Here is a 25951-nt window from a genome sequence, read left to right as displayed (position 1 = left end):
CAGCAGTCCACCGCGGCGCGGGGCGGGTGTCCTGCCGGGTGGGCCGGACGGGTGAGGGCCCGTACCCGTGCCCGCTCCTACGGCGCCGCCGACGGCGATGACGAGGACGGCCGGGACGGCGACGGGGACGGCGTCGCCCCCGCCCCCGGCCGCTTCGGTGGCGCGTGCGCAGCCTCCACGTCCTGCGGGAACGTCAGTTGCCGCCCCTGCCACTCCAGGGCCGGCGCCACCTCCCGCCGCCACGTCGAGAACTGATGGCTGCCCCGCGGCAGGATGATCGAGTCGACGGTCATCGGGGGCCTCGCCGCCTCGACGAACCGCAGGGTGTCCCGGTAGTTCGGCTCGCCCAGACGGCTGCTGGCCACCAGCGCCGAGACCTGCGGTACGGGCCGGTGCGCCAGCCGCCACAGCAGGTCGTGCTCACGCTCCCGGCGCGCGGCGGCCGCACCGCTGCCGAACAGACTCCCGGTTGTCAGGTCGTCCTTGACGGCGTAGTCACCGGAGAGCGAGACCGCGGAGGTGTAGGTGCCGGGGTTGCGCAGGGCGAGCAGCATCGAACACGTACCGCCGGACGAGTAACCGAACGCGCCCCACGCGCTCGGATCATGTCCCACCCGATAAGCCGCCTTGACGGCCTCCGGCAGGTCCGCGGTGAAGAACGTCTCCGCCTGCGGCCCGCCCGGCACGTCCACGCACTCGGTGTCCCGCGGCGGCGCGATCGTCGGCCGGACCATCACCAGCACGGTCGGCTGCATCCGGCCCTCCTCGATCAGCCTGCCCGCGGTCTGCGGGATACGGAGGTGCTGCGCGAGGTTCATGATGCCGCCGGGGTAGCCGCTGATCACGACGGAGACGGGGAAGCGCTGACGGCGGTACTGGTGCTGGAAGTACTGCGGCGGCAGGTAGACGAAGGCCGGGTTGACGACGCGGGTACGGCGCCCGACGAGCCGTACGGACTCCACCTTGCCGACCTCCTGGGGCGGGCCCTCCGGCAGCCCGGTCACCCGGTCCAGGCCCTGCGGCCCCGCGGGCTGGACCAGTCCGCCCCGGAGGCTGCGGGCATCGGCGTACCGCGGACCGCCGGCCCCGCTCACCGCCACCGGACCGTCCTCGGTGCGGCCCAGCAGCTCGTCCCAACTGCTGTAGAACTCGAAGCTGGAGTTCACGGCCAGGGCGAGCGAGCACAGGACCGCAACCTGGGTGACGAGGATGGAACCGATCCTGCCCAGTACGGGGAGCACGCCGCGCGGGGAGAGCCGCGGCCACAGCCACACCGTCAGGGTCACACAGGCCACGGCCAGCGTGATCACCGTGATTTCGAGCGACTGGCTGGTCAGCTCCATGTGCCCACATCTCCCGTCACCCGTACGAGGGTTGCACGGCCCTTCCGGACCGCCGCCAGGGTCAACGGACGTCCGGTCGAAGGGTCACCACACGGGCCACGCCCACCACGCCCCGCCACTCCCGCCACCGCTCGCCTCCCCCGCCCGAGCCACCCGCTCCTCCCGCAGCCCCCCGTGTGACGTGCACAGACGCCCCCTTCACCCGTCGCGCACGCCGTCTCTCCGCAACCTCCACCCCTCCCTCACCGCCCCACACCGCACAAACATCCGCCCCCACCCGACCGCCACACCCTCACCCGACCACTCCCCTCCGCTCCTTTCCCCTCCCGGGCGGCGGCCGGTGACCCTCCACCCGCCCCACCCCTTCGCGCACCCGCCCGCCGCACATACGCTCTGCACACACACGCCCCACCCGCACACCCCCACCAGTCCCCGCACCCCCACACCACCCCGATACACAAAACACCCAAACGGGGCGTGCCACGAGACGCGCGGGCTCCCACGATGGGACCGGCCCAGGCGGCTACCCTTACGTGTCCGGCCTGGTCAGGGACATGTCCGCGCTTCTCGGACATTCGCCGCACCCCACACACGCTAGAGAGGTTCGCCGATGGGCATTCGGAGTCTGCTGCGCAACGCTTTCGGTCGCTCCAAGGCGGCCCGCGAGGAATCGAACACCGCGGCGAGCGGCACCAAGGCGCCGGAAACGGCGACGATCCCGGAGGCCCGCGAAGAGGCCACCCCGGAACCCGCCACGCCCCGCGACCCCGCCGTCCCCACGGCCCGCACCGCCCCCACCGACCCCCGGCCGCCTCCCTCCCCACCCAGACCACCCGCACCGAAGCCGCGTCCCCCGCCGAGAACTCGGCCTCCGACCTGGTCTCCCAGGCATTCGACGCACCGAAGCCGACGCGGGAGGCGGAGGCGGAGACGGTGGCGGAGGGGGAGACGGTGGCGAAGGTGGAGCCGGAGCCGGTGGTGAAGGCGGAGGCGAAGCCCGAAGCGGAGGCGGTGAAGGCGGAGGCGGAGACGGCGGAGCCGGAGGCCGCGTCCGCGTCCGCGTCCGCGGACGCGGACGGGACAAAGTCCGAGACGAAGCCCGAGGCGAAGCCGGAGGCTGTGGACGAGGCGAAGCCCGAAGCGAAGGCAGAGCCCGAACCCGAGGCGAAGCCCGCGCCCGTAGTCGAGCCGAAGCCCGAGCCCGTAGCCGAGGCCGCCCCCGAGGCCACGGCCGCCCCCGAGCCCGTAACCGCAACCGAGCCCGAGGCCACGCCCGAGCCTGCCCCCGAGCCCGTAGCCAAGACGGTCCCCAAACCGACCGTCGAGGCCGAGCCCGTAACCGATACGGAACCCGCCCCCACCTCCCTCACCAAGGTAGAAGCCCAGGCCCCCGCCCTCGTCAGCCTCTACAAGGCCGCCCGGGTCTCCCTGGAGAAGCAGGGGCTGGCCACCCAGCGCGCCGCGGTCTACCTCGTCCTCGACCGCTCGGGCTCGATGCGCAACTACTACAAGGACGGCACGGTCCAGCACCTGGCCGAGCAGGCCCTCGGCCTGTCCGCCAACCTGGACGACGACGGCACCGTCCCGGTGGTCTTCTTCTCCACCGACGTCGACGGCACCGCCGATCTCGATCTGACCAATTACGCGGGCCGGATCGAGGAGTTGCACGCGGGCCTCGGCCACATGGGCCGTACGAACTACCACTGGGCGATCAACGCCGTGATCGAGCACTACGAGAAGTCCGGCGCCACCGACCCCGCCTTCGTCATCTTCCAGACGGACGGCGCCCCCACGTCCAAGCCGGCCGCCGAGAAGGCGCTCTGCGAGGCCGCGAAGCTCCCCATCTTCTGGCAGTTCGTCGGCTTCGGCGACCCGGACGCCAAGGGCTTCGACTTCCTCCGCAAGCTGGACGACCTGGCCGTACCGGAGCGGCGCGCGGTCGACAACGCGGGCTTCTTCCACGCCGGCCGCGACCCGCGCGCCCTCGCCGACGCCGACCTCTACCAGCAGCTCATGGTCGAGTTCCCCGCCTGGCTCCAGGAAGCCCGCACCGCCGGCATCCTCCCCACCTGACGCACCACCCCCACCACCACCCACCTGCACCACCCGTCGGCCGCGGCCGGGCCACCTGGCCCACCGCGGCCGACGGCATGTCCGCCGCCCTCCTCAGCGAAGCGAGAAACACATGAGCATGCCGCCCCAGCCGCCACCCCCCGGAAACGGATACGGAGGTGCGCCCCAGGGCCCTTACGGTCAGGCGCAGCCCCCGTACGGCATACCGCCCGCGCCTCCGGTCGGCGGGCCCTACGGGCAGCAGTCGCCTCCGTTTCCGGGGCAGCAGCCGCCACCGCCCGGGTACGGCGGAGGGTGGAACGGGATGCCGCCGGCGGGGCAGCCTCCGCGTAAGAGCAATACCGGGAAGGTGCTGGGCATTGTCGGGGGCGTGGTCGCGCTCGTGGTGGTCGGGGGGATCGTGGCGGGGGTGATGATGAGTGGTGCTGACGGGCCCAAGTACAAGACGGTGGTGCCGAAGACCCTCGTCGACGGGAAGTACACCCTCACGAAGGATCTGAGTGACACGGTGGGCGCCCAGGTGCCGCGCAACGGCTCGTACGCCCACAACATGACCACGGTGGGCGGGCAATACCAGTCGGGTGCCAAGTCGCTGGTGCTGCTTTCCATGTACGGCTCCGTCAGCGATCCGACGGAGGCCGTCAAGCAGACGATTCACGGTATGGAGAACAGCGGCGGCGAACTGGTCGTACCGAAGCACGAAGAGCGGCCGCACGGCACCAAGGAACCGGTGTACTGCGGTGTCCTCGTGAAGCGGCAGATGGGGCAGAAATTCACCGCGCCGTTCTGCACCTGGGCGGATTCGAGTACGACCGGGAATGTGATGGAGACGGACGCGGACCGGATCGACGTCGACCCGTTCTCGGTGGATCTGGAAGCGCTCGCGGAGAAGGCGGACCGGATTCGCAGCGAGATCAAGGTACCGATCGGGCAGTAATCAGGGCGGTAACCGGAGTCCGGGCGGCCGAGAGGCGAGGGGGCGGGGCAGCGCCTACGCTGGTTTCGGGCTGCGGTGCTCGCCCGACGGGTGACCGTTGTCCGTTGTCCACGGCGGAGGCGGGTATTCATGAGCCAGGGCCAGGAGCAGGATCAGCGTCAGGATCAGGGGCAGAGTCGGACGCGGGAGCGGACGGGTACGGCTGGGGAACCTGATCCGCGGCGATGGTGGGGACTTGTCGTCATTGCCGTGGCCCAGTTGATGGTGGTGCTGGACGCCACGATCGTGAATATCGCCCTGCCGTCGGCGCAGCGGGAGCTGCACATGTCGGATGCCAACCGGCAGTGGGTGATCACGGCGTACACGCTCGCCTTTGGTGGATTGCTGCTGTTGGGCGGGCGGATCGCCGACCTGGTGGGGCGTAAGCGGGCGTTCATCATCGGGCTGGTGGGATTCGCGATCGCCTCCGCGCTGGGTGGTGCGGCGTCGGGGCAGGGATTGCTGTTCGGGGCCAGGGCGTTGCAGGGCGCGTTCGCCGCCGTGCTGGCGCCGTCCGCGTTGTCGTTGTTGACGACGACCTTCACGGACGGGAAAGAGCGGAGCAAGGCGTTCGGGATTTACGGCGCCATCGCGGGCGGTGGCTCGGCCATCGGGCTGATAGCCGGCGGGTTGCTGACGGAGTACCTGGACTGGCGCTGGTGCCTTTACGTGAATGTGCCGATCGCGGTGGTGGCGATAGCGGGAGCCTGGGTTTTTCTGCACGACCGGCGGGGGCATGGCGAAGCCCGGCTGGATGTGCCCGGTGTGGTGCTGGGGTGCGGCGGGCTGGTCGCCATTGTCTATGGGTGCAGTGAGGCGCAGCCCCGGGGGTGGGGGGATGCGATGGTTATCGGGCTGCTGGTGGGCGGTGCCGTATTGCTGGCCGTTTTCGCGTGGTGGCAGGGGCGGGCGCGTCATCCCTTGCTGCCGTTGCACATCGTGCGGGACCGGAATCGCGCGGGCGCGTTTCTGACCATGGCGTTGGCGGTCATCGCCATGTTCGGGATGTTCCTGTTCATGACGTACTACTTGCAGGTGGTACTGGGGTATTCGCCGGTGAAGACGGGCCTGGCGTTTCTGCCGGTCACGGCGGCGATCATTGTGGGGTCGACGCAGATATCGGCACGGCTGCTGCACCATCTGCCGCCCCGGGTGCTGATGGTGCCGGGCGCGGTGTTCGCGGCGGCGGGACTGTTCTGGCTGACGACGCTGACCGCCGAGCCCGCGTACGTCTCCCACGTACTGCCGTCCGAGCTGCTGGTCGGCCTCGGCATGGGCCTGATCTTCATGCCGGTGATGTCCACGGCCACGGCGGGCGTCGCGCCGCAGGACTCCGGGGTGACGTCCGCGACCGTCAACACGGCTCAGCAGGTGGGCGGTTCGATCGGTACGGCGCTGCTGAACACCATCGCCACGTCGACCAGCGCGACGTACATCGGGAGTCATCTGGCCACGGCCGCGCGGGAAGCGGGTGGCCGTGTCACGCCCGCGATGCGGGAGGGGGTCGTCAAGGACGGTGTCGTGCACGGGTTCACGGTGGCCATCGGGTGGGGCGCGGGGATCATGCTGCTGGCGGGGGTGGTCGCGGGCGTGTTGGTGAATGGGAAGGCGCCGAAGCATGGGGAAGGGGCGGGGAAAGGGGGAGGGGTGGGGGCCGCGTGACGGGTCTGATGCGTCGGGGTGGCTGCGGGCGCTGAGTGGGGCGCGCCATGGGACCCGCGCGGGGGCCCGGAAAAAATCTTGGCCGGCCATGTCGAGAACCCCCGATCGGCTCCGTCCCCGTAGTGAACGCGACCACAATGGGCCGCACCACTCCCGAGGAGACCCACGATGGCCAAGTACCTGCTGCTGAAGCACTACCGAGGCGCCCCGGCTCCGGTGAACAACGTCCCGATGGACCGGTGGACGCCGGAGGAGATCTCGGCGCACATGCAGTACATGCAGGACTTCGCGGACCGGCTCGAAAAGAGCGGCGAGTTCGTGGACGGGCAGGCGCTCGCCGCCGAGGGGGCGTGGGTCCGGTACGACGGTGAGGGGCGCCCGCCGGTGACCGACGGTCCGTTCGCCGAGACCAAGGACCTGATCGCCGGCTGGATGGTGATCGACGTCGACAGCTACGAGCGCGCCGTCGAGCTGGCCGGGGAGCTGTCGGCGGCCCCCGGGGCGGGCGGGAAGCCGATCCACGAGTGGCTGGAGGTGCGCCCGTTCCTGGCCGCGCCGCCCACCGTCACGGAGTGACCGCCGACGTGCCGCAGGTGGACGAGGCCCTGCTCCGGGGCCTCGCGCCGGGCGTGCTCGCCGTCCTCGTCCGCCGTGGAGCCGACTTCGCGGCGGCCGAGGACGCCGTACAGGACGCGCTGGTCGAGGCGGTCCGCGTCTGGCCCGCCGGGACGCCGCGCGATCCCAAGGGCTGGCTGGTCACGGTGGCCTGGCGCCGGTTCCTCGACGCGGCCCGGTCGGACGCGTCCCGCCGGCGGCGGGAGGATCTCGTGGACCGGGAGCCGGCGCCCGGGCCCGCGTCCCCGGTGGACGACACACTCCGGCTCTACTTCCTGTGCGCGCACCCGGCGCTGTCGCCGTCGTCCGCGGTCGCGCTCACGCTGCGCGCCGTGGGCGGGCTCACCACCCGGCAGATCGCCCAGGCGTACCTGGTGCCCGAGGCGACCATGGCGCAGCGGATCAGCCGCGCCAAGCGCACCGTCTCCAAGGTCCGCCTCGACCGGCCCGGCGACGTCTCCACCGTGCTCCGCGTCCTCTACCTCGTCTTCAACGAGGGCTACTCCGGTGACGTGGACCTCGCCGCCGAGGCCGTACGGCTCACCCGGCAGCTCGCGGCCTCGATCGACCACCCCGAGGTGGCGGGGCTGCTCGCCCTGATGCTGCTCCACCACGCGCGGCGCGCCGCCCGTACCGCGCCCGACGGCAGCCTGGTGCCGCTCGCCGAGCAGGACCGCGCCCGGTGGGACACCGGCGCGATCGCCGAGGGCATCGCGATCCTCCAGGCCGCCCTGGCCCGCGACCGGCTCGGCGAGTTCCAGGCGCAGGCCGCCATCGCGGCCCTGCACGCCGACGCGCCCACCGCGGCGGAGACCGACTGGGTGCAGATCGTCGAGTGGTACGACGAACTCGCGCGCCTGACCGGCAGCCCGGTCGTCCGGCTCAACCGCGCGGTGGCCGTCGGGGAGGCCGACGGGCCACGCGCCGGGCTGGCGGCGCTCGCGGAGCTGGACGCCGCGCTGCCCCGCCACACGGCGGTGGCGGCGTACCTCCACGAGCGGGACGGAGACCTGGCCACGGCGGCACGGCTGTACGCCGAGGCCGCCCGGAAGGCGTCCAGCCCGGCCGAGCGCGACCATCTGACGCGCCAGGCCGCCCGGATCAACGCGCGCCAGGGCCCCTGAGGCTCCGGAACAGCTCGCGGCACAGGCTCCGCTCAGTACGCTGGCCCCGTGTTCACCCCCGAGGGACCGACGCTCCGCGAGCTGACCGTGCAGGCGCTCTCCTCCGTCGAGCGCGGCTACGACCTGCTGGCCCCGAAGTTCGACCGGACGCCGTTCCGTACGCCGGACCGGATTCTCGACGCGACGGCGGAGGCGTTGCGGGACCTCGGCCCATCTGCGGGAGGGTTCGAGGTGGGGCTCGATGTCTGCTGCGGTACGGGGGCGGGCATCGGCGTGCTGCGGTCCCTGTGCCGGGAGCGGGTCGTCGGCGTCGATTTCAGCGCGGGGATGCTCACGGAGGCGCGGACGGCAGCGAACGGGCGTACGGGCGGGGGTACGGGCGGCCCCGCCGCGACATACGCCCGCGCCGACGCCCGCGCCCTCCCCTTCACCGCCGCCTTCGACCTCGCCGTCACCTTCGGCGCCCTCGGCCACTTCCTGCCCGCCGAGCGCGCGGCCGTCTTCGCCGGGGTCCACCGGGCGCTGCGTCCGGGCGGCGTCTTCGCCTTCCCGGTCGCCGCGCCGCCGTCGCCCCGCTTCGCCCTGTACTGGACGCTCCTCGGCTTCGACACGGTGATGCGCGTACGGAACGCGCTGTGGCGTCCGCCGTTCGTCATGTATTACCGGACCGGTGCACTGCGGGACGTACGGGACGATCTGCTCGCCGCCGGGTTCTCCGTGGAGCTGGCCCCGGTACGGGGAGCTGCCCGCCGCCCCGACGGCAGCCCGAGCTGGGCGCTCGTGGTGGCCCGACGGCCGTGATCGCACAGACCCGGCGGCCTCGACCGCACAGACCACCTGCCGTGATCGCGCGGAACCGACGATCAAGCCCCTTACGGGACGCGGAAAACCGGGCGCGGTGGCCCCGTACCCGTCCAGTACGATATTGACGTTCCGTAGAACAAAACCTCACTCACCGTAGCGACTTGGGAGCAGCCGGCAATGGCTCGACACCTCATCACCAGCGCCCTTCCGTACATCAACGGGATCAAGCACCTGGGCAACATGGTGGGGTCCATGCTCCCGGCCGACGTGTACGGGCGGTATATGCGCCAGCGCGGCCACGAGGTGCTCTACATCTGCGCCACGGACGAGCACGGCACGCCCGCCGAGCTGGCGGCCAAGGACGCCGGCCAGTCCGTCGACGCGTACTGCGGCGAGCAGCACGACGCGCAGAAGGCCATCTACGACGGCTTCCACCTACGGTTCGACCACTTCGGCCGCAGCTCCTCGCAGCAGAACGTGGAGCTGACCCAGCACTTCGCGCGCAAGCTCCACGAGAACGGCTTCATCGAGGAGCGCGCCATCCGGCAGGTCTACTCGATCGCCGACGAGCGCTTCCTCCCGGACCGCTACATCGTCGGCACCTGCCCGCACTGCGGCTACGACAAGGCCCGCGGCGACCAGTGCGAGAACTGCACCCGCGTCCTGGACCCGACCGACCTGATCGACGCCCGGTCGGCGATCAGCGGCAGCAGCGACCTGGAGGTGCGCGAGACCAAGCACCTCTTCCTGCTCCAGTCCGCGCTCCAGGGCGAGGTCGAGCAGTGGATCGACGACAGCAGCGAGGACTGGCCCACGCTGGCGTCCTCCATCGCGCGCAAGTGGCTGACCGAGGGCCTCCAGGACCGGGCGATCACCCGTGACCTGGAGTGGGGCGTGCCGGTCCCGGCGGACGTGTGGCCGGAGCTGGCCGCCGAGGGCAAGGTCTTCTACGTCTGGTTCGACGCGCCGATCGAGTACATCGGCGCGACGAAGGAGTGGGCGGACGCCGACCCGGCCAACCGCGACTGGAAGTCGTGGTGGTACGAGGCCGACGACGTGCGCTACACGGAGTTCATGGCCAAGGACAACGTCCCGTTCCACTCGGTGATGTTCCCGGCCACCGAGCTGGGCACCCGTGAGCCGTGGAAGAAGGTCGACTTCCTCAAGGCGTTCAACTGGCTGACGTACTACGGCGGCAAGTTCTCCACCTCGCAGCGGCGCGGCATCTTCACCGACGCGGCGCTGGAGCTGCTGCCCGCCGACTACTGGCGCTACTTCCTGATCGCCAACGCGCCCGAGTCCGACGACACGTCCTTCACCTGGGAACTCTTCTCCTCCTCGGTCAACAAGGACCTGGCCGACACCCTCGGCAACTTCGTCAACCGGGTGCTGTCCTTCTCCCGCAAGCGCTTCGGCGACGAGGTGCCGGCGGGCGCGGCGGCCGGAGAGGCCGAGGCGAAGCTGGGCGAGCAGATCGCCGAGCTGCTGGCGGAGTACGAGAGCCACATGGAGGCCCTCCAGTTCCGCAAGGCGGCCGCGGCCCTGCGCGCGCTGTGGAGCGCGGGCAACTCCTACCTGGAGGAGAAGGCCCCCTGGCTGGAGATCAAGACCGACCAGGAGGCGGCGGCGCTGACGCTGCGCACCGCGATGAACCTGATCCACCTGTACGCGATCGTCTCGGAGCCGTTCATCCCGGCGGCCGCGAAGGCGATGCGCGGTGCGTTCGCGCTGGACGGCGACACGGCGGCCTGGGTCACGGCGGACGAGGCCCGCGCCCTGGCCTCGGTCCCGGCCGGCACGGCGTTCACGGTCCCGCCGGTGCTCTTCGCGAAGATCACGGAGGATGACCTGGCGGCGTACCGGGAGCGGTTCGGCGCGGCGGAGTAGGCGGTCCGACGGCATAGCGCGAGGGCCCGGAACCGGTCACCGGTTCCGGGCCCTCGGCATGCGCGGGCGGCGCCTACGCGGACGTACCGCCATACGGGTGCCAGCCCGCCGTCCGTACGGTGAAACCCATCGGCTCCGGCAGGGGAATCTCCTGGCCGAAGATGCCCTTCGCGGTCTCGACGTAATGGCGGCCGTCGAGCTGGAGGATGTGCCAGGTGGCGTCGTTGGGGTCGACGATCAAGTAGACGGGGATTCCGGCCTCGGCGTAGCGCTCGCGCTTGTCCCACGCCGCTTGACCACCTCCGCCAAAGCCATGTTGACGGTGTCCTCCTTGGTCTTCGTACCGAGGAGCTTCGCGGCTTCCGCCAGCGCCTCGTCGTCGACCTCCAGCCGAAGCTTCGCCATGCGTCAGTGCACCCAGCCCTTCAGCGGCTCGGTGTCCAGGTCGATGCCCACCGGGTCCGGCAGGGTGACCGTCTTTCCGAACGGCACCGTCAGCAGCATCTCGTAGCGCCCACCGTCGGGCTGCGAGTGCACCTTGACCTCGCAGGTGTCCCGGTCGATCAGCAGGTACACCGGGATGCCGGTCCCGGCGTACGCCTTCGGCTTGTCCTCGCGGTCCCGGCGGTCGGTGTCGTGGTCACGGGAAGTGACCTCGACGGCCAGGAGCACTCCTTCGGCATCCGCCCACTCACCGTGGCCGACGAAGGCATCGCTCGATGCGAGGCAACCGTCGGGGCGGGCGTTGCCCTTGCGGCCCTGCTCGACCCGCAGCCCCTGTCCCACGTGAAGCCACCACCCCGCATCGGCCTGGACGCACCGACGCGTCAGCCACGCGATGATCTCCGCGTGATCGCCGTCCGGCATGGGCTTCTCCCGGATCCTCCCGCCGACGCATTCCAGACGTAGCGCCTCTTCCACCCGCACGCCAAGGCGAGCCACCTCTTCGAACTGCTCCTGACTCAGGACACTCACCATGCCCGGAGCGTGACACGCGAAAGGACCCGCGATCATACGATCGCGGGCCCTTCACACGGACGAACGAACTACTTCACCTGCGGCTTGCGGATCGACAGGTGCAGCTCCTTCAGCCGCGACTTCTCGACCTCCGACGGGGCGCCCATGAGCAGGTCCTGGGCGTTGCCGTTGAGGGGGAAGGCGATGGTCTCGCGGATGTTGGGCTCGTCGGCGAGGAGCATGACGATGCGGTCGACGCCGGGGGCGATGCCGCCGTGCGGCGGGGCGCCGAACTTGAAGGCGCGGAGCATGCCGCCGAACTCGGCCTCGACGGTGTCCTTGTCGTAGCCGGCGATGGCGAACGCCTTGTACATGACGTCCGGCTCGTGGTTGCGGATGGCGCCGGAGGACAGCTCGACGCCGTTGCAGACGATGTCGTACTGCCAGGCGAGGATGTCCAGCGGGTCCTTGGTCTCCAGCGCCTCCAGGCCGCCCTGCGGCATGGAGAACGGGTTGTGGGAGAACTCGATCTTGCCGGTGTCCTCGTCCTTCTCGAACATCGGGAAGTCGACGATCCAGCAGAAGCGGAACTCGCCCTCGACGAAGTGGCCGGTGCGCTTGGCCGCCTCGACGCGGACCGCGCCCATGATCTTGGAGACCTCGTCGAACTCGCCGGCGCCGAAGAAGACGGCCGAGCCGGGCTTCAGGTCCAGTGCCTCGACCAGCGCCTTCACGTCGTCCTCGGTGAGGAACTTGGCGATCGGGCCGGTGAGGGTGTTCTCTTCGCCGACGCGGACCCAGGCCAGGCCCTTCGCGCCCTGCTGGACGGCGAAGTCACCCATCTGGTCGAAGAACTTCCGCGGCTGGTCGGCGGTGTCCGGCACGGCCAGCGCGCGGACGTGCTTGTCGGCGAACGCCTTGAAGCCGGAGCCGGCGAAGACCGACGAGACGTCGACCAGCTCCAGCTCGGCGCGCAGGTCCGGCTTGTCGGAGCCGTACTTGAGCATCGACTCGCGGAACGGGATGCGCGGGAACGGCGAGGTGACCGTGCGGCCGCCGCCGAACTCGGTGAACAGCTCGGTCATGAGCTGCTCGATCGGGCCGAAGACGTCCTCCTGCTCGACGAAGCTCATCTCGACGTCGAGCTGGTAGAACTCGCCCGGCGAGCGGTCCGCGCGGGCGTCCTCGTCGCGGAAGCAGGGCGCGATCTGGAAGTAGCGGTCGAAGCCCGCGATCATCAGGAGCTGCTTGAACTGCTGCGGGGCCTGCGGCAGCGCGTAGAACTTGCCGGCGTGCAGACGGGACGGGACGAGGAAGTCGCGGGCGCCCTCGGGGGAGGTCGCGGACAGGATCGGCGTCGCCATCTCGTTGAAGCCGAGCGCGGTCATCTTGTGCCGGATGGCGGAGATGACGGCGGTGCGCAGCATCAGGTTGCGGTGCATCCGCTCGCGGCGCAGGTCGAGGAAGCGGTATTCGAGGCGCTTCTCCTCGTTGACCCCGTCCTCGGCGTTGATCGTGAAGGGGATCTGCTCGGCGGCGCCCAGCACCTCGACGGCCGTGACCTCGACCTCGATCTCGCCGGTGGGCAGGTCGGGGTTGACGTTGTCCGCGCCGCGGGCGCTGACCTTGCCGTCGATCCGGACGACGGACTCCTTGGTCAGCGAGCCGAGCGCCTCGTTGGCGGGGGTGCCGGGGCGGGCGACGAGCTGGACCAGACCGTAGTGGTCGCGCAGATCGATGAAGAGGATGCCGCCCAGGTCACGTCGATTGTGCAGCCAGCCGCTGAGGCGGACGTCGGTGTCGACGTCCGCGGCTCGGAGCTCGCCACAGTTATGGGACCGGTACCGATGCATCGCTCATCCAAGTCGTCGCAAGTTGGAGTGTGAGAGTTAACTGCTCCAGGTTACCGGTCGGCCTAGGCCGCCGATTGACATATCCGCGTCAAGTCGGCCATGCGAAGATGGGGGTGTCCGCCGCGGTGCCCGCCGCACTGGTCGGCCCCCGTCAAACCCACATAAAGTGATGCAATGCGCACCAAGGACCTCCTGGCCGCCACCGCGACCGGCCTGTGGCGCTGGGACAACGTCTCGGGAGAAGTGACCCTCGACGCCGAGACCGCCCGGCTGCTGGGGCTGCCCGCGGAGCCCACCGAGCTGTCCGAGGCGGCCATGCGCTCCCGCCTCCACCCCGCCGACTTCGCCGAGATCACCGGCATCGTCAACCTCTCCGTCACCGAGAGCAGCGTCGCCGAGGCCCGGCTGCGCGTCATGGACAGCTCCGGCCGGGTGCTGCGCACCGTCCGCACCCGCTCCCGTGCCTTCCTGCGCAGCGACACCGACCACACGGACTACGAGCTGGTCGGCACCGTCCAGGAGATCTTCGAGACCCAGCCCGGCACCGTCTCCCCGCACGCCCCGGCCACCGGCGACTGGCGCCGCTCCCGCGAGGCGTTCCTGCTGGACGCGGGCCGCGCGCTCGCCGAGGCGCACTCCACCGCCGAGGTGCTGCGCGTCGCCGCCGGCCTGTCCATGCCCGGCTTCAGCCCGGACGGTCTGGCGGTCTTCGGCATCGAGGGCGACCGGATCTCCGTCATCGGCCACCACGGGCACCGGCAGGGCGACCTCGCGCCCTTCGTCGACATGCCGCTGGACACCGACTACCCGGCCGCCGAGGTGGTACGGACCGGCCGCGCCGTCTACCTGCCCACCCCCGAGGACTACCGCCGCCGCTACCCCGCCACCTGGCCGCTGGCCGCCGCCTTCCACCGGGCGTCCTGGGCCTTCCTGCCCCTGGTGAGCGCGGGCCGCACGGTCGGCGCCTGGATGGCGGCCTTCGGTACGCCGGTCGCCTTCACGCCCGACGAGCGCTCGGTGCTCACCACCGTCGCCCGGATGCTCGCCCAGGCGCTGGCCCGCGCCGGCGACCAGGAGTCGCGGCGCGAGCTGACCGACGGCCTGCAGCGCAGCATGATGCCGACGGTGCACCCGGACATCCCCGGCATGACGGTGGCGGCGCGGTACGTGCCGACCGGCGGCGGCCTGGAGGTCGGCGGCGACTGGTACGACATGATCACGCTGCCGTCCGGCCGGTTCGCGCTGGTCATCGGCGACGTGCAGGGCCACGACGTACGGGCCGCCGGCCTGATGGGGCAGCTCCGGATCGCCCTGCGCGCCTATGCCTCCGAGGGCCACCATCCGGACGCGGTGCTCTCCCGCGCCTCCCGCTTCCTGTCCGGCATCAACGACACCGAGTTCGGCGGCGAGGACCCGCGCTTCGCCACCTGCCTCTACATCGAGGTGGACCCGGCGACCGGCCTGCTGGACATCGCGCGGGCCGGGCACCCCGACCCCACCATCCGGATGGCCGACGGGACCGTCCTCGTCCGGCCCACCGCGGGCGGCCTGCCGCTGGGCATCGTGCCGGACACCGACTACCCCACCACCCGGCTCGTCCTGGAGCCCGGCGAGACGATGCTGGTCTGCACGGACGGGCTGATCGAGACCGGCGGGCACGACCTGGAGTCCGGCTGGGCGCGGCTGCGGCGGGTCATCGAGACGTACGGGGCCGCGGACGGGGAGGCGGCGGACGTGGTGGCCCCGGCCCTGGAGGACGCGGCGGGCCTGGAGAAGCTCGCCGACGCGCTCGTGCAGGCGGTGCACGGCCCGCCGTCGTACCACACCACCGGTCCGTTCATGGACCGCCGCGAGGACGACATAGCGATGCTGCTGCTGTGCCGCGAGGGCGGGAGCTGCGGAGTCGGTACGGGCGGCACGGCGGCGCACCGGCCCGTCCGCCGTACGGTGCTGACCGTCAAGCAGGCCGAGCCCGAGCGGATAGCGGAGGCCCGGCACCAGGTCCGCGACGTGCTGCACGACTGGTCCGACGAGGACCAGGTCGACTCGGCCGTCCTGATGGTCTCCGAGATGGTCACCAACGTGCTGATGCACACCGACGGTGACGCGCTGCTGGTCGCGGAGATCACCGGGGAGAAGGGCAGCCGCCGGATCCGTGTCGACGTCGCCGACAGCAGCGACGAGCTGCCGCACCGCCGCACCCCGGGGGAACTGGCCTCCTCGGGGCGCGGCCTGGTGCTGATGGAACTGCTGGCGGGCGCGTGGGGCGTGGACCCGCGCGGCGACGGCAAGTCGACGTGGTTCGAACTCTACGAGGACGCGGCGGGCGGCGCCGAGCCGTCACTGGCGGACCTCTCCGCCCCGACGGCCGCCCCGACGGCCGGACCGCCGTCCGGTCCGCTGCCCGAGCCCGCGGCGTAGTGCCGGCGCAGCTCCGAGAGCACGCCGAAAGCCGCCGCGGTCAGCGGCACGGACAGCAGCATCCCCATCACCCCGGCGACGCTGGCGCCCGCGGTGATCGCCAGCATCACGATGGCCGGGTGCATCTGGACCGTACGGCTCTGCACGATCGGCTGCAGGATGTGCCCCTCCAGGAAGAACACCACCAGGACGATGCCCAGCGTCCACAGCGCGATGGCCGGGCCCCGGTCGTCGGCGAACGCGACCAGCACGGCCACCGAACCGGACAGGAACGAGCCCAGGTACGGGATGTAGGCGCCCACGAAGACCAGCGCGCCCAGCCCGAACGCGCCGGGCACCTGGAGGATCAGCAGGCCGACGGTGATGCCGACCGCGTCGATCAGCGCGATCAGCGTCGTACCGCGCATGAAGCCCTCGATGGCCTGGTAGCCGCGGCGGGCCATCTGCTCCAGCCCCGGGCCGGAGTCGCCGGGCGCCCAGTCGTGCAGGGCGCGCACGGCCTTGTCCGCGTCGCGCAGGAAGAAGAACGTCAGGAACAGGGCGAGGACGGACGCGGCGAGGGTGGCCGCGACGACGCCGACGCCCTCCAGGACGCCGGTGGCCGCGGTGCCGCCGAACTTCCCTATGAAGGGCTTGGCGTTGGAGACGATGTCGTCCAGTGAGGTGCCGGCGGCGCCGAAGTGCCGGGACACCTCCTTGGCGGCGTCCTTGAGCGAGGCGATGATCTGGTCGCCGGTGTCGATCAGCGCGCTGACGACGATGTATCCGGCGCCGCCGACCACCACGACCAGCAGGGCGCAGGTCAGCCCGGCGGCGAGCGAACGGTTCAGCTTCATCGCCACCAGCCGCCGGTAGACCGGCCCGAGCAGCGCACTGCCGAGCAGGGCCAGCAGGACGGGGGTGACGGCGGCGCTCAGGGTCACACACAGCCAGACGCCGAGGGCCGCCACGGCGGCGACCAGCAGGCCCACGCCGCACCAGGCCGCGGCGCGGCGGGCGGCGACCGGGAGCAGTGGCTGACGGTCCGGGGGTCTCAGATCGTTTCGCACCCCGCCAGTGGATCACGGGGCCGCTCGAACAGGGCGGCATTCCGCCGCGAGCGGATGCGGTCTTGAAGCGGACGCGGGCGGGTACGGACCTCGGTCGGCCCGTACCCGCTGCCCGTCCCCGCTTCCCCGGTGGCCGCTCAGTGGCCTTCGGCCGGCACCGTCCCCAGCCGCCCGGCCTGGAAGTCCTCGAAGGCCTGGGCCAGTTCGGCGTGGGTGTTCATGACGAACGGGCCGTAGTGCATCATCGGCTCGCGGATCGGCTGCCCGCCGAGCAGCACGACCTCCAGGTTGGGGCTGCGGGACTCCTGTGTGGCGTCCGCCCGGATGGTGAGCGAGTCGCCGCCGGGCCCGAACACGACGGTCTGCCCGGTACGGAACGGCCGCCCGAGCGGGCCCGCGGTGCCGCGGCCGGCCAGCCCGTACGCCAGCGCGTTGAAGTCCGAGCGCCACGGGATGGTCACCTCGGCGCCGGGGCTGACCGAGACGTGCATCATCGTGATCGGGGTGTGGGTGATCCCCGGCCCTTCATGACCGGCGATGTCGCCCGCGATCAGCCGCAGCAGCGCGCCGCCGTCCGCCGAGGTCAGCAGCTTCACCTGGCCGCCACCGATGTCCTGGTAGCGCGGCGCCATCATCTTGTCCTTCTTGGGCAGGTTCACCCAGAGCTGGAGGCCGTGGAAGAGCCCGCCGGTCATGACCAGCTCCTCCGGCGGCGCCTCGATGTGCAGCAGGCCGGAGCCCGCCGTCATCCACTGGGTGTCGCCGTCGTTGATGACGCCACCGCCGCCGTGCGAGTCACGGTGGATGAAGCTGCCGTCGATCAGGTACGTGACGGTCTCGAAGCCGCGGTGCGGGTGCCAGGGGGTGCCCTTGGGCTCGCCCGGCGCGTACTCCACCTCGCCCATCTGGTCCATCATGATGAACGGGTCCAGGTGCGTGTAGTCGATGCCGGCGAAGGCACGGCGCACCGGAAAGCCCTCCCCCTCGAACCCGCCGGGCGCGGTGGACACCGCGAGCACGGCCCGCGGCCGGGCGTCGGCGGGCGCCGCCACTCGGGGCAGGGTCAGCGGATTCTCTACGGTCACTGCGGGCATGACGGCCTCCTCGGTCGTTCGCCATTCAACTTAGTTGAACTCTGAACAACCTGCAAGGCGTCGCCCATTCCCGCGGCACGTGCGCCGACGAAAGCGCTGGTCACAGCGGTGCGCGGAAGCGGCGGACGGCGCACCACTTCCGGCTCACGCACGCCTCTCGCGCCGGGCGCGCGACGCGCGCACTCTGGACGCATGGGCACTTCCGCTCAGGACCCAGCGGGCCATGGAGAAGGGTGGAGGCAGCCGGGCCAGGGTCCCCCGGCGGCCTCGGAGCAAGGACAGCCGGGACCACCCGGCTCGCCGTATGCGGCACCACCACCGCCGCCGCCCCCGCGCAGACGCCGCAAGGGCTGTCTGACCTGCGGCATCGCGGCGGCCGTCGGAGCCGTGATCGTGCTGGTCGTCATCGTCGTCCTGGTCGTCTCCGTCGGCGGCTCCGACGGCGGCAAGGACGAGAGCGGCGGCTCCGGCTCCTCCGGGACACCGTCCGCGTCCACCGGGAAGGGCCGGATCACCAAGGAGATGTACGACCGCGTCCGTACGGGCATGACCGAGCGCGAGGTCACCGCGATCACCGGCCCGTGCGAGTCCTCGGCGGAGGACGAGGTGGCGGGGGTCCGCGGCAAGGTGCTGACCTGCCGGGGCGCCGAAGCCTTCAGCGCGGCGACGTTCACGTTCAGCAACGGGCGGCTGGCCGCCAAGGGACAGGTGGGCCTGGGCGGCGACGCGGCCAGGAAGGGGCCGATGACCAAGGAGAAGTACGACCGGCTGCGGACCGGGATGAGCCTGAAGGAAGCCCTGGCCGTCGCGGGGGCGTGCGAGAAGGACTCCGACACCGACGTCGCGGGCAGCTCGGCGACCGGTTACACCTGCACCTCGGCGGACGGGCTGGGCAACGCCTCGCTCGTCTTCACCGACGGGAAGCTGACGGCCAAGGCGCAGACCGGGCTGGAGTGACGGGTGCGGGGCGTGGAAGAGGTACGCGGCGGCACCGCGCAGTGTCGGAAAGGGTGCGGCGGCACCCCAGGTGCCGCCAGGTGCCGCCGTCAGGGATCCGTCAGCCGTACATCCGGCGCATCGCGAAGTCGACCATCTGCTCCACCGACTTGGCGTCGAAGACCATCCGGTGGTCGCCCTCCATGTCCAGGACGAAGCCGTAGCCGGTGGGGAGCAGGTCCAGGACCTCGGCGCCGGTGATCACGAAGTACTTGGACTCCTTGCCCGCGTACCGGCGCAGCTCCTTGAGCGAGGTGAACATCGGGATGACCGGCTGCTGCGTGTTGTGCAGCGCCAGGAACCCGGGGTTGTCGCCGCGCGGGCAGTAGACCTTGGAGGTGGAGAAGATGCCCTGGAAGTCCTCCGCCGACATCGAGCCGGTGGTGAAGGCCCGCACCGCGTCGGCGAGGGAGGGCGGGGACGGCTCGGGGTAGAGGGGCTGCTCGCCGTAGCCGCCGGGGGCCGGGTGCTGCGGCGGGGGCGCACCGTACTGTTGCTGCCCGGCGCCCGCGTTCTGGTCGTAGCCGTACATGCGGCACAGCGTACTGAGTCGGCGCGGTACGTACGCCGCTACGTTGGAAGAGCTCCGAGTCCGCCCGACCGACCGAGGCCCCGCACCGATGACCGATCGCGATCGACCGAAGCCCCGCGTCACCCGCGGCGGCGTGCTGCTCACCGTCACCGCCCTGACCGCCTGCGGACTGATGCTCTTCGGTGCCATCCAGCTCAGGGACGCGCAGGCGTCCTGGTCCCTGACGTACGAGGCCACCTCCACGGGCGGGCCGCCGCGGGCCACGGAGGTGCGCTACCGGCACTCGGAGGGCGGCGACGAGCACGAGGGGGAGACCGGCGGGACGCGCCTGCCCTGGCACAGGACGGTGGTCGTGGACGCCGGCGACGAGGCATGGCTGGAGGTCCGGCCGGCCGGGAACGGGACGGCTTCCTGCCGGATCCTGCTCGACGGCGAGCGCCAGGTCGCCTCGGGGAAGTCCCCGGGGCCGGGCGAGCCCGCCGTGTGCCGGGTGACCACCAGTGACACGGCGCAGCAGTGGCGGTAGGGGCGCGGGAGGACGTACAAGGATGGACGAGAGGGCCGTCCGGCCCCTCCGGAGCTGCGCAAACAGGGCATCACGGCCCCTGAGGGCGCACGGCAGGGGCCCTGGCGCCGCTCATTGACGCTCGTCACAGATGGGCGGTCAGGGGTTGCTTCTTATTACCGACGGGTAGCATCATCGTAGCTACTTGCTGGTATTGCGTTTGAGGTCCCTCGCTTCCAAGCGCTGGGTCTCCTCCCGAACCTTACGGAGCCGTACCCATGGGCCACTACAAGTCGAATCTCCGCGACATCGAGTTCAACCTCTTCGAGGTGCTCGGCCGCGACGCCGTGTACGGCACCGGACCGTTCGCGGAGATGGACGTCGACACCGCCAAGAGCGTGCTGAGCGAGATCGCCCGGCTCTCCGAGAACGAGCTGGCGGACTCCTTCGCGGACACCGACCGCAACCCGCCGGTCTTCGACCCGGACACCAACACCGCGCCGGTGCCCGACACCTTCAAGAAGAGCTACCAGGCGTACATGGACGCCGAGTGGTGGCGCCTGGGCATCCCGGAGGAGATCGGCGGCACCACCGCGCCGCGCTCCCTGCTGTGGGCCTTCGCCGAGACCATCCTGGGCGCCAACCCGGCCATCTGGATGTACGCCTCCGGCCCGGCCTTCGCGGGGGTGCTCCACGAGGAGGGCACCGAGGAGCAGCACAAGATCGCGCAGCTCATGGTGGACAAGCAGTGGGGCTCCACCATGGTGCTGACCGAGCCCGACGCGGGTTCGGACGTCGGCGCCGGCCGCACCAAGGCCACCCAGCAGGCGGACGGCACCTGGCACATCGAGGGCGTGAAGCGCTTCATCACCTCCGGTGAGCACGACATGTCCGAGAACATCGTGCACTTCGTGCTGGCGCGTCCCGAGGGCGCCGGTCCGGGCACCAAGGGCCTGTCGCTGTTCATCGTGCCGAAGTACGACTTCGACTGGGAGACCGGCGAGCTGGGCGAGCGCAACGGCGTCTACGCCACCAACGTCGAGCACAAGATGGGCCTGAAGGCGTCCAACACGTGCGAGATGACCTTCGGCGCCAACCACCCGGCCAAGGGCTGGCTGCTGGGCGAGAAGCACGACGGCATCCGCCAGATGTTCAAGATCATCGAGTTCGCGCGGATGATGGTCGGCACGAAGGCCATCGCCACCCTCTCCACCGGCTACCTCAACGCCCTGGAGTACGCCAAGGAGCGCGTGCAGGGCCCCGACCTGGCCGCCTTCACCGACAAGACCGCGCCGCGCGTCACCATCACCCACCACCCCGACGTACGCCGCGCGCTGATGACGCAGAAGGCGTACGCCGAGGGCATGCGCGCCCTGGTGCTCTACACCGCGACCGTCCAGGACGAGATCATCGCCAAGGAGGCCGCGGGCGAGGACGCCTCCGCCGCGACCCGCCTGAACGACCTGCTGCTGCCGATCGTCAAGGGCTACGGCTCGGAGAAGTCCTACGAGCAGCTCGCCCAGTCGCTGCAGACCTTCGGCGGCTCCGGGTACCTCCAGGAGTACCCGATCGAGCAGTACATCCGGGACGCCAAGATCGACACCCTCTACGAGGGCACCACCGCCATCCAGGGCCAGGACTTCTTCTTCCGGAAGATCGTCCGGGACCAGGGCCAGGCGCTGACCGCGCTCTCCGAGGAGATCAAGAAGTTCCTCGCGGAGGCCGTCGGCGGCGAGGAGCTGGAGGCGGCCCGCGGCGAGCTGGCCACCGCCGCCGCCGACCTGGAGGCGATCGTCGGCGCGATGCTGACCGACCTGGCCGGCACCGAGAAGGACGTGAAGTCCATCTACAAGGTGGGCCTGAACACCACCCGCCTGCTGATGGCCTCCGGCGACGTCGTCATCGGCTACCTGCTCCTGAAGGGCGCCGCGGTCGCGAGCGAGAAGCTGGCGGGTGCCTCCAGCAAGGACAAGCCGTTCTACGAGGGCAAGATCGCGGCGGCGAAGTTCTTCGCGCACAACGTGCTGCCGGGCGTGTCCGTGCAGCGTGGACTGGCCGAGACCGTCGACCAGTCGCTGATGGAGCTGGACGAGGCCGCGTTCTGAGGTGACCCGAGGGGCACGGCGCGCCCTGCGGGCCTTCTAAGGGCGGCTTAAGCCCCGTCCGGAAAGAACCGGTGCCCGGGACGCTCTCACAGCGTTCTCAGACAACCGCGCCAGACTGGCGTTGCCCGCCTCCCATCCCCCGGGGAGGCGGGCATCGTCGTTCGGGGGCTGCCGTTCGGGAGCTGCCGTGCGGGCGTTGCGGGAAGCCTCGCGGAAGCGGTGTGGAAGCCTCGCGGACCGTGCCCGAACGGGCCTGCCGAAGGTTCCCCAACGGGCCGCCCAGATTCCCGTACGGACCTCCGGAAAGCGCGGTCACGGCCCTTCAGGAGCCGCGCGGACGCCGGTCGCCGGGGCGTTCCGGTTCCCATACCGTGATGCATGCGGATTCGTATACCGGGGAAGGGCTCCCGCTAGTCCTTATGCTGAATCCATGAGCCATTCCGCCCGCTTCGACCGCGGCCACACCGACGACCTGATGTCCTTCCTCGCCGCCTCCCCCTCGCCGTACCACGCCGTGGCCAACGCGGCCGAGCGGCTGGAGAAGGCGGGGTTCCGGCAGGTGGCCGAGACCGACGCCTGGGACGGCGAGAGCGGCGGCAAGTACGTCCTGCGCGGCGGGGCGATCATCGCCTGGTACGTCCCGGAGGGCGCCACCGCGGCCACTCCGTACCGCATCGTCGGCGCCCACACCGACTCGCCCAATCTGCGCGTCAAGCCCATCCCGGACACCGGCCACCGCGGCTGGCGGCAGGTCGCCGTCGAGGTCTACGGCGGCACCCTGCTCAACACCTGGCTCGACCGTGACCTGGGCCTGAGCGGCCGGGTCACGCTGCGCGACGGCAGCACCCGGCTGGTCAACGTCGACCGCGCCCTGATGCGGGTGCCGCAGCTCGCCGTGCACCTGGACCGCTCGGTCAACGCCGACGGACTCAAGCTCGACAAGCAGCGCCACATGACGCCGATCTGGGGCCTGGGCGAGGTGCGCGAGGGCGACCTGGTCGCCTTCGTGGAGGAGGAGATCGGGGTGCCGGCCGGCGACATACGCGGCTGGGACCTGATGCTCCACAGCATCGAGCCGCCCGCCTACCTCGGCCGCGACCGCGAGCTGGTGGCCGGTCCGCGGATGGACAACCTGCTGTCCGTGCACGCCGGTACGGCCGCGCTGGCGGCGGTCACCACGTCCGACGCGGAGCCGCCGTACATCCCGGTGCTGGCCGCCTTCGACCACGAGGAGAACGGCAGCCAGTCCGACACCGGCGCCGACGGCCCGCTGCTCGGCACGGTGCTCGAACGTTCGGTCTTCGCCCGCGGCGGCTCGTACGAGGACCGCGCCCGCGCCTTCGCCGGCACGGTCTGCCTCTCCTCGGACACCGGCCACGCGCTGCACCCCAACTACACCGAGCGGCACGACCCGGGCCACCACCCGATGCCCAACGGCGGACCGATCCTGAAGGTCAACGTCAACCAGCGGTACGCCACCGACGGCAGCGGCCGCGCGGTCTTCGCGGACGCCTGCGAGCGGGCCGGCGTGCCGTGGCAGTCCTTCGTCTCGAACAACGCGATGCCCTGCGGCACCACCATCGGGCCGATCACCGCGGCCCGGCACGGCATCGCCACGGTCGACATCGGCGTCGCCATCCTGTCGATGCACTCGGCGCGCGAGCTGTGCGGCAGCGAGGACCCGCACCTGCTGGCGAGCGCCCTGACGGCCTTCCTGGAGGGCTGAGTTGGACTTCTCCCTGCTGGGCCCGATAACCGTCACCACCGGTGCCGGTGAGCTGGCGCTCGGGCCCGCCAAACGGAGCAGCGTGCTCGCGCTGCTGCTGTTGCAGCCCAACACGACTGTTCCCCTGGAGCAGTTGATCGACTCCCTGTGGGAGGAGGAACCACCCGAACACGCCCGTACCGTCGTCCAGGGCCATGTCTCGCGGCTGCGCGCCACACTGGCCCGCGGCGGCGCCGAGGCGTACGGCATCGAACTGGCCACCCACGGCTCGGCGTACCTGCTGCGCCTGCCCGAGGAGCTGATCGACGCCCACCGCTTCGCCGAACTGGTCGCCCTGGCCCGCCCCGAGGCGGCCCCCGCCGACGCGGTACCCCTGCTGCGCGAGGCGCTCGGCCTGTGGCGCGGCCCGGCCCTCACCGGCACGGTCACCAGCCCGCCGTTCGCCGCCGCCGCGCACGCGCTGGAGGAACAGCGGCTCGCCGCGACCGAGGCGCTGGCCCGGGCGCACGGCGCGCTCGGCGAGCACGAACAGGCCGCGGCGATCCTCTACACGGCCGCGGTCAACAACCCGCTGCGGGAGGGGATGGTCGCCGAGCTGATGCGCGCGCTGTTCCGTACGGGACGGCAGTCGGACGCGATGGAGTGGTTCCACCGGACCCGGCGCCTGCTCGACGAGGAACTGGGCGTCGGCCCCGGGGCGCGGCTCAAGGGCGCCTACGAGGAGATCCTGCGCGCGGAGGAAGCGGGCGCCGGGGGTCGCGGACGGGGCGACACGGCTTCCGGTACCGGGCAAGGCGGCGGTACGCACGGCGCGGGACGGGCAGCGCAGGGCGCGCCGCAGGAGGCGGGCGCCTCCGACGCGCGCCCCACCACCGCCCAGGACCCCGCGTACCCGCCCAAGGCGGCCGCGGGCCCACGGGCGGCGCACCCGGCCGTACCTCCGGCCCGCCCGCCGTACCCCGGCTGCTGCCCCGGCCGCCCGCCCGCTTCCTCGGGCGGGAGCAGCAACTCGCCGCGCTCACCACCGTGGTGCAGTCCGCCGTACCCGGTGAGAGCCCGCTCGCCGTCGTCACCGGACCGGCCGGCGTCGGCAAGACCGCCTGCGCGGTCCAGTGGTCGCACGCGTACGCCGGGGCCTTCCCCGACGGCCAGCTCTTCGCCGACCTGCGCGGCTTCAACGAGGGCGCGGCGGCCGAACCCGTCGAGATCCTGCGCGACTTCCTGCTCGCGCTCGGCACGCCACCGGAGCGCGTACCGACGTCCGCGCAGTCGGCCTCCGCGCTGTTCAGGTCGCTGGTGGCCGAACGCCGGCTGCTGGTCGTCCTCGACAACGCGCAGAGCTCCGCCCAGGTACGCCCGCTGCTGCCCGGCGGCGCGCACTGCGCCACGGTCGTCACCAGCCGCAGCCGCCTGGACGGCCTGGTCGCCACCGACGTCGCCCGGCCGGTGCCCGTCCAGGCGCTCGGCGCGGCGGAAGGCACCGCCCTGCTCGGGGCGATGCTCGGCGCGGAACGCGTCGCCGACGACCCGGACGCCGCGCAGGAACTGGTCGCCCTGTGCGACGGGCTGCCACTGGCCCTGCGCGCGGCAGCCGCACAGCTCACGGCCAGACCACGCTGGCGGCTGGCCCGCCTGGCCGCCGCACTGCGCGACGAACGGCGGCGCCTGGCCCTGCTGTCCGCCGAGGACACGGGGGTCGCGGCGGCCCTGCGGATGTCCGTGGCCCGCCTCTCGGCGGACGACGCACGCCTGCTCAGCGCGCTCGCCGCGAACGCCGACGGCCATCTGAACGCGTCCGTGGCGGCGGCGCTGGCCGGTGCCGACCCGGAGGTCATCCAGGAGGGCCTGGACCGGCTCACCGAGATGCACCTGGTCGACGAGGAGGCCACCGACGTCTACACGATCAGCACGCTGACGCAGTTGTTCGCACGGGACGAAGGGCCGGCCGGGGGCCGGAGGGGAAGCCGGGCGGAGGTTCCGGCAGCGGCTGAGAGCGGCTGCTGAGAACGGCGGCTGCAAGCAGTGACCGGCGCGAGGCCGGACGCACGACCGACGGACCGCCGGCGGAGACGCCGGACAACGGGGGACGGTCCGGAGGGCGGGCATCGGGGCGGGGCGGGTCGTACAGCAAGGGCCCGGGACGGGGGCGGGACGTACAACCGGCGCCCGGAGCAGGGGTAGGACACACAGCAGGGGCCCGGAGCAGGCCGTAGCAGACCGCGCCAGGAG

Annotated in this window: 20 protein-coding genes and 1 pseudogene; 13 read left to right on the top strand and 8 right to left on the bottom strand. The window is 71.5% G+C overall.

Features of this window, described 5'->3' with window-relative positions:
* Positions 1-77: 77 nt before the first annotated feature.
* A complete protein-coding gene (locus tag EJG53_RS21045) occupies positions 78-1343 on the bottom strand; it encodes an alpha/beta hydrolase (protein WP_125046119.1) in 1266 nt (421 codons plus the stop codon).
* A gap of 933 nt (positions 1344-2276) precedes the next feature.
* On the opposite strand from EJG53_RS21045, the gene EJG53_RS21040 reads away from it, so the two are divergent.
* The 7 genes from EJG53_RS21040 (at position 2277) to metG (ending at position 10484) form a co-directional block, all read left to right on the top strand.
* Entirely contained in the window at positions 2277-3416 is a 1140-nt protein-coding gene (locus EJG53_RS21040) for a VWA domain-containing protein (RefSeq protein ID WP_244955651.1), read from the top strand.
* A gap of 304 nt (positions 3417-3720) precedes the next feature.
* Positions 3721-4353 (top strand): hypothetical protein, encoded by a 633-nt coding sequence (locus EJG53_RS21035; protein ID WP_167515147.1) that lies wholly within the window; start codon positions 3721-3723, stop codon positions 4351-4353.
* A gap of 129 nt (positions 4354-4482) precedes the next feature.
* Complete coding sequence (locus EJG53_RS21030; RefSeq protein WP_371858709.1) at positions 4483-6054, top strand: MFS transporter; 1572 nt, start codon at positions 4483-4485, stop codon at positions 6052-6054.
* A gap of 168 nt (positions 6055-6222) precedes the next feature.
* Positions 6223-6630 carry a YciI family protein gene (locus EJG53_RS21025; protein ID WP_031012393.1) on the top strand — a complete coding sequence of 136 codons (408 nt, stop codon included), beginning with the start codon at positions 6223-6225 and terminating at the stop codon, positions 6628-6630.
* A gap of 17 nt (positions 6631-6647) precedes the next feature.
* Positions 6648-7793 carry an RNA polymerase sigma factor gene (locus EJG53_RS21020; RefSeq protein ID WP_125049482.1) on the top strand — a complete coding sequence of 382 codons (1146 nt, stop codon included), beginning with the start codon at positions 6648-6650 and terminating at the stop codon, positions 7791-7793.
* Positions 7794-7841: 48 nt separating this feature from the next.
* The gene (locus EJG53_RS21015; RefSeq protein ID WP_125046117.1) at positions 7842-8594 is read left to right on the top strand and encodes a class I SAM-dependent methyltransferase; all 753 of its coding nucleotides are present in this window, start codon (positions 7842-7844) and stop codon (positions 8592-8594) included.
* A gap of 180 nt (positions 8595-8774) precedes the next feature.
* Positions 8775-10484, top strand: a complete 1710-nt coding sequence (gene metG / locus EJG53_RS21010; protein WP_125046116.1) for a methionine--tRNA ligase — start codon at positions 8775-8777, stop codon at positions 10482-10484.
* A gap of 73 nt (positions 10485-10557) precedes the next feature.
* On the opposite strand, the gene EJG53_RS41165 is transcribed toward metG, so the two are convergent.
* From EJG53_RS41165 to aspS, 4 genes are all read right to left on the bottom strand, one after another.
* Complete coding sequence (locus tag EJG53_RS41165) at positions 10558-10725, bottom strand: hypothetical protein (protein ID WP_244955256.1); 168 nt, start codon at positions 10723-10725, stop codon at positions 10558-10560.
* Positions 10722-10889: a type II toxin-antitoxin system VapB family antitoxin gene (locus EJG53_RS41160; protein ID WP_167515146.1), complete on the bottom strand. Its 168-nt coding sequence runs from the start codon at positions 10887-10889 to the stop codon at positions 10722-10724. Before EJG53_RS41160 ends, EJG53_RS41165 begins: the two co-directional genes overlap by 4 nt.
* 3 nt (positions 10890-10892) lie before the next feature.
* Entirely contained in the window at positions 10893-11462 is a 570-nt protein-coding gene (locus EJG53_RS21000) for a Uma2 family endonuclease (protein ID WP_125046115.1), read from the bottom strand.
* Between the two features lie 68 nt (positions 11463-11530).
* Positions 11531-13294 (bottom strand): aspartate--tRNA ligase, encoded by a 1764-nt coding sequence (gene aspS / locus EJG53_RS20995; protein WP_125046114.1) that lies wholly within the window; start codon positions 13292-13294, stop codon positions 11531-11533.
* 174 nt (positions 13295-13468) lie between these two features.
* On the opposite strand from aspS, the gene EJG53_RS20990 reads away from it, so the two are divergent.
* On the top strand, positions 13469-15715 hold the full coding sequence (locus tag EJG53_RS20990) for an ATP-binding SpoIIE family protein phosphatase (RefSeq protein WP_244955255.1): 2247 nt from the start codon (positions 13469-13471) through the stop codon (positions 15713-15715).
* Here the strand turns inward: EJG53_RS20990 and EJG53_RS20985 are convergent.
* The gene (locus EJG53_RS20985; RefSeq protein ID WP_244955254.1) at positions 15604-16764 is read right to left on the bottom strand and encodes an AI-2E family transporter; all 1161 of its coding nucleotides are present in this window, start codon (positions 16762-16764) and stop codon (positions 15604-15606) included. The two genes, EJG53_RS20990 and EJG53_RS20985, sit on opposite strands and share 112 nt — an antisense overlap.
* Positions 16765-16901: 137 nt before the next feature.
* A complete protein-coding gene (locus EJG53_RS20980; protein WP_125046113.1) occupies positions 16902-17858 on the bottom strand; it encodes a pirin family protein in 957 nt (318 codons plus the stop codon).
* 192 nt (positions 17859-18050) lie between these two features.
* On the opposite strand from EJG53_RS20980, the gene EJG53_RS20975 reads away from it, so the two are divergent.
* Positions 18051-18815, top strand: a complete 765-nt coding sequence (locus EJG53_RS20975; protein ID WP_125046112.1) for a hypothetical protein — start codon at positions 18051-18053, stop codon at positions 18813-18815.
* A 100-nt stretch (positions 18816-18915) separates the two neighbouring features.
* Here the strand turns inward: EJG53_RS20975 and EJG53_RS20970 are convergent, their stop codons facing one another.
* The gene (locus EJG53_RS20970) at positions 18916-19386 is read right to left on the bottom strand and encodes an SseB family protein (protein WP_003980379.1); all 471 of its coding nucleotides are present in this window, start codon (positions 19384-19386) and stop codon (positions 18916-18918) included.
* 88 nt (positions 19387-19474) lie between these two features.
* Between EJG53_RS20970 and EJG53_RS20965 the strand changes: the two genes are divergently transcribed.
* From EJG53_RS20965 to EJG53_RS43940, 4 genes and pseudogenes are all read left to right on the top strand, one after another.
* Positions 19475-19912 (top strand): hypothetical protein, encoded by a 438-nt coding sequence (locus tag EJG53_RS20965; protein WP_125046111.1) that lies wholly within the window; start codon positions 19475-19477, stop codon positions 19910-19912.
* A gap of 257 nt (positions 19913-20169) precedes the next feature.
* Positions 20170-21996, top strand: coding sequence for an acyl-CoA dehydrogenase (locus tag EJG53_RS20960; protein ID WP_031012413.1), 1827 nt, complete (start codon positions 20170-20172; stop codon positions 21994-21996).
* Positions 21997-22426: 430 nt separating this feature from the next.
* Complete coding sequence (locus EJG53_RS20955; protein ID WP_031012416.1) at positions 22427-23722, top strand: M18 family aminopeptidase; 1296 nt, start codon at positions 22427-22429, stop codon at positions 23720-23722.
* 1 nt (position 23723) lies between these two features.
* A pseudogene (locus tag EJG53_RS43940) lies at positions 23724-25726 on the top strand (AfsR/SARP family transcriptional regulator).
* Positions 25727-25951 lie beyond the last annotated feature (225 nt).

The organism is Streptomyces chrestomyceticus JCM 4735 (genome assembly GCF_003865135.1).
GTDB lineage: Bacteria > Actinomycetota > Actinomycetes > Streptomycetales > Streptomycetaceae > Streptomyces > Streptomyces chrestomyceticus.
Note: the sequence above shows the minus strand (reverse complement) of the source record. Positions and strands in the feature narration are given on the sequence as shown.

Excerpts from the sequence above, each read along its gene's own strand:
- EJG53_RS21045 (WP_125046119.1), bottom strand. The coding sequence starts at position 1,343 with ATGGAGCTGACCAGCCAGTCGCTCGAAATCACGGTGATCACGCTGGCC.
- EJG53_RS21035 (WP_167515147.1), top strand. The coding sequence starts at position 3,721 with ATGCCGCCGGCGGGGCAGCCTCCGCGTAAGAGCAATACCGGGAAGGTG.
- EJG53_RS21030 (WP_371858709.1), top strand. The coding sequence starts at position 4,483 with ATGAGCCAGGGCCAGGAGCAGGATCAGCGTCAGGATCAGGGGCAGAGT.
- EJG53_RS21025 (WP_031012393.1), top strand. The coding sequence starts at position 6,223 with ATGGCCAAGTACCTGCTGCTGAAGCACTACCGAGGCGCCCCGGCTCCG.
- metG (WP_125046116.1), top strand. The coding sequence starts at position 8,775 with ATGGCTCGACACCTCATCACCAGCGCCCTTCCGTACATCAACGGGATC.
- EJG53_RS41160 (WP_167515146.1), bottom strand. The coding sequence starts at position 10,889 with ATGGCGAAGCTTCGGCTGGAGGTCGACGACGAGGCGCTGGCGGAAGCC.
- EJG53_RS21000 (WP_125046115.1), bottom strand. The coding sequence starts at position 11,462 with ATGGTGAGTGTCCTGAGTCAGGAGCAGTTCGAAGAGGTGGCTCGCCTT.
- aspS (WP_125046114.1), bottom strand. The coding sequence starts at position 13,294 with ATGCATCGGTACCGGTCCCATAACTGTGGCGAGCTCCGAGCCGCGGAC.
- EJG53_RS20990 (WP_244955255.1), top strand. The coding sequence starts at position 13,469 with ATGCGCACCAAGGACCTCCTGGCCGCCACCGCGACCGGCCTGTGGCGC.
- EJG53_RS20980 (WP_125046113.1), bottom strand. The coding sequence starts at position 17,858 with ATGCCCGCAGTGACCGTAGAGAATCCGCTGACCCTGCCCCGAGTGGCG.
- EJG53_RS20975 (WP_125046112.1), top strand. The coding sequence starts at position 18,051 with ATGGGCACTTCCGCTCAGGACCCAGCGGGCCATGGAGAAGGGTGGAGG.
- EJG53_RS20970 (WP_003980379.1), bottom strand. The coding sequence starts at position 19,386 with ATGTACGGCTACGACCAGAACGCGGGCGCCGGGCAGCAACAGTACGGT.
- EJG53_RS20965 (WP_125046111.1), top strand. The coding sequence starts at position 19,475 with ATGACCGATCGCGATCGACCGAAGCCCCGCGTCACCCGCGGCGGCGTG.
- EJG53_RS20960 (WP_031012413.1), top strand. The coding sequence starts at position 20,170 with ATGGGCCACTACAAGTCGAATCTCCGCGACATCGAGTTCAACCTCTTC.
- EJG53_RS20955 (WP_031012416.1), top strand. The coding sequence starts at position 22,427 with ATGAGCCATTCCGCCCGCTTCGACCGCGGCCACACCGACGACCTGATG.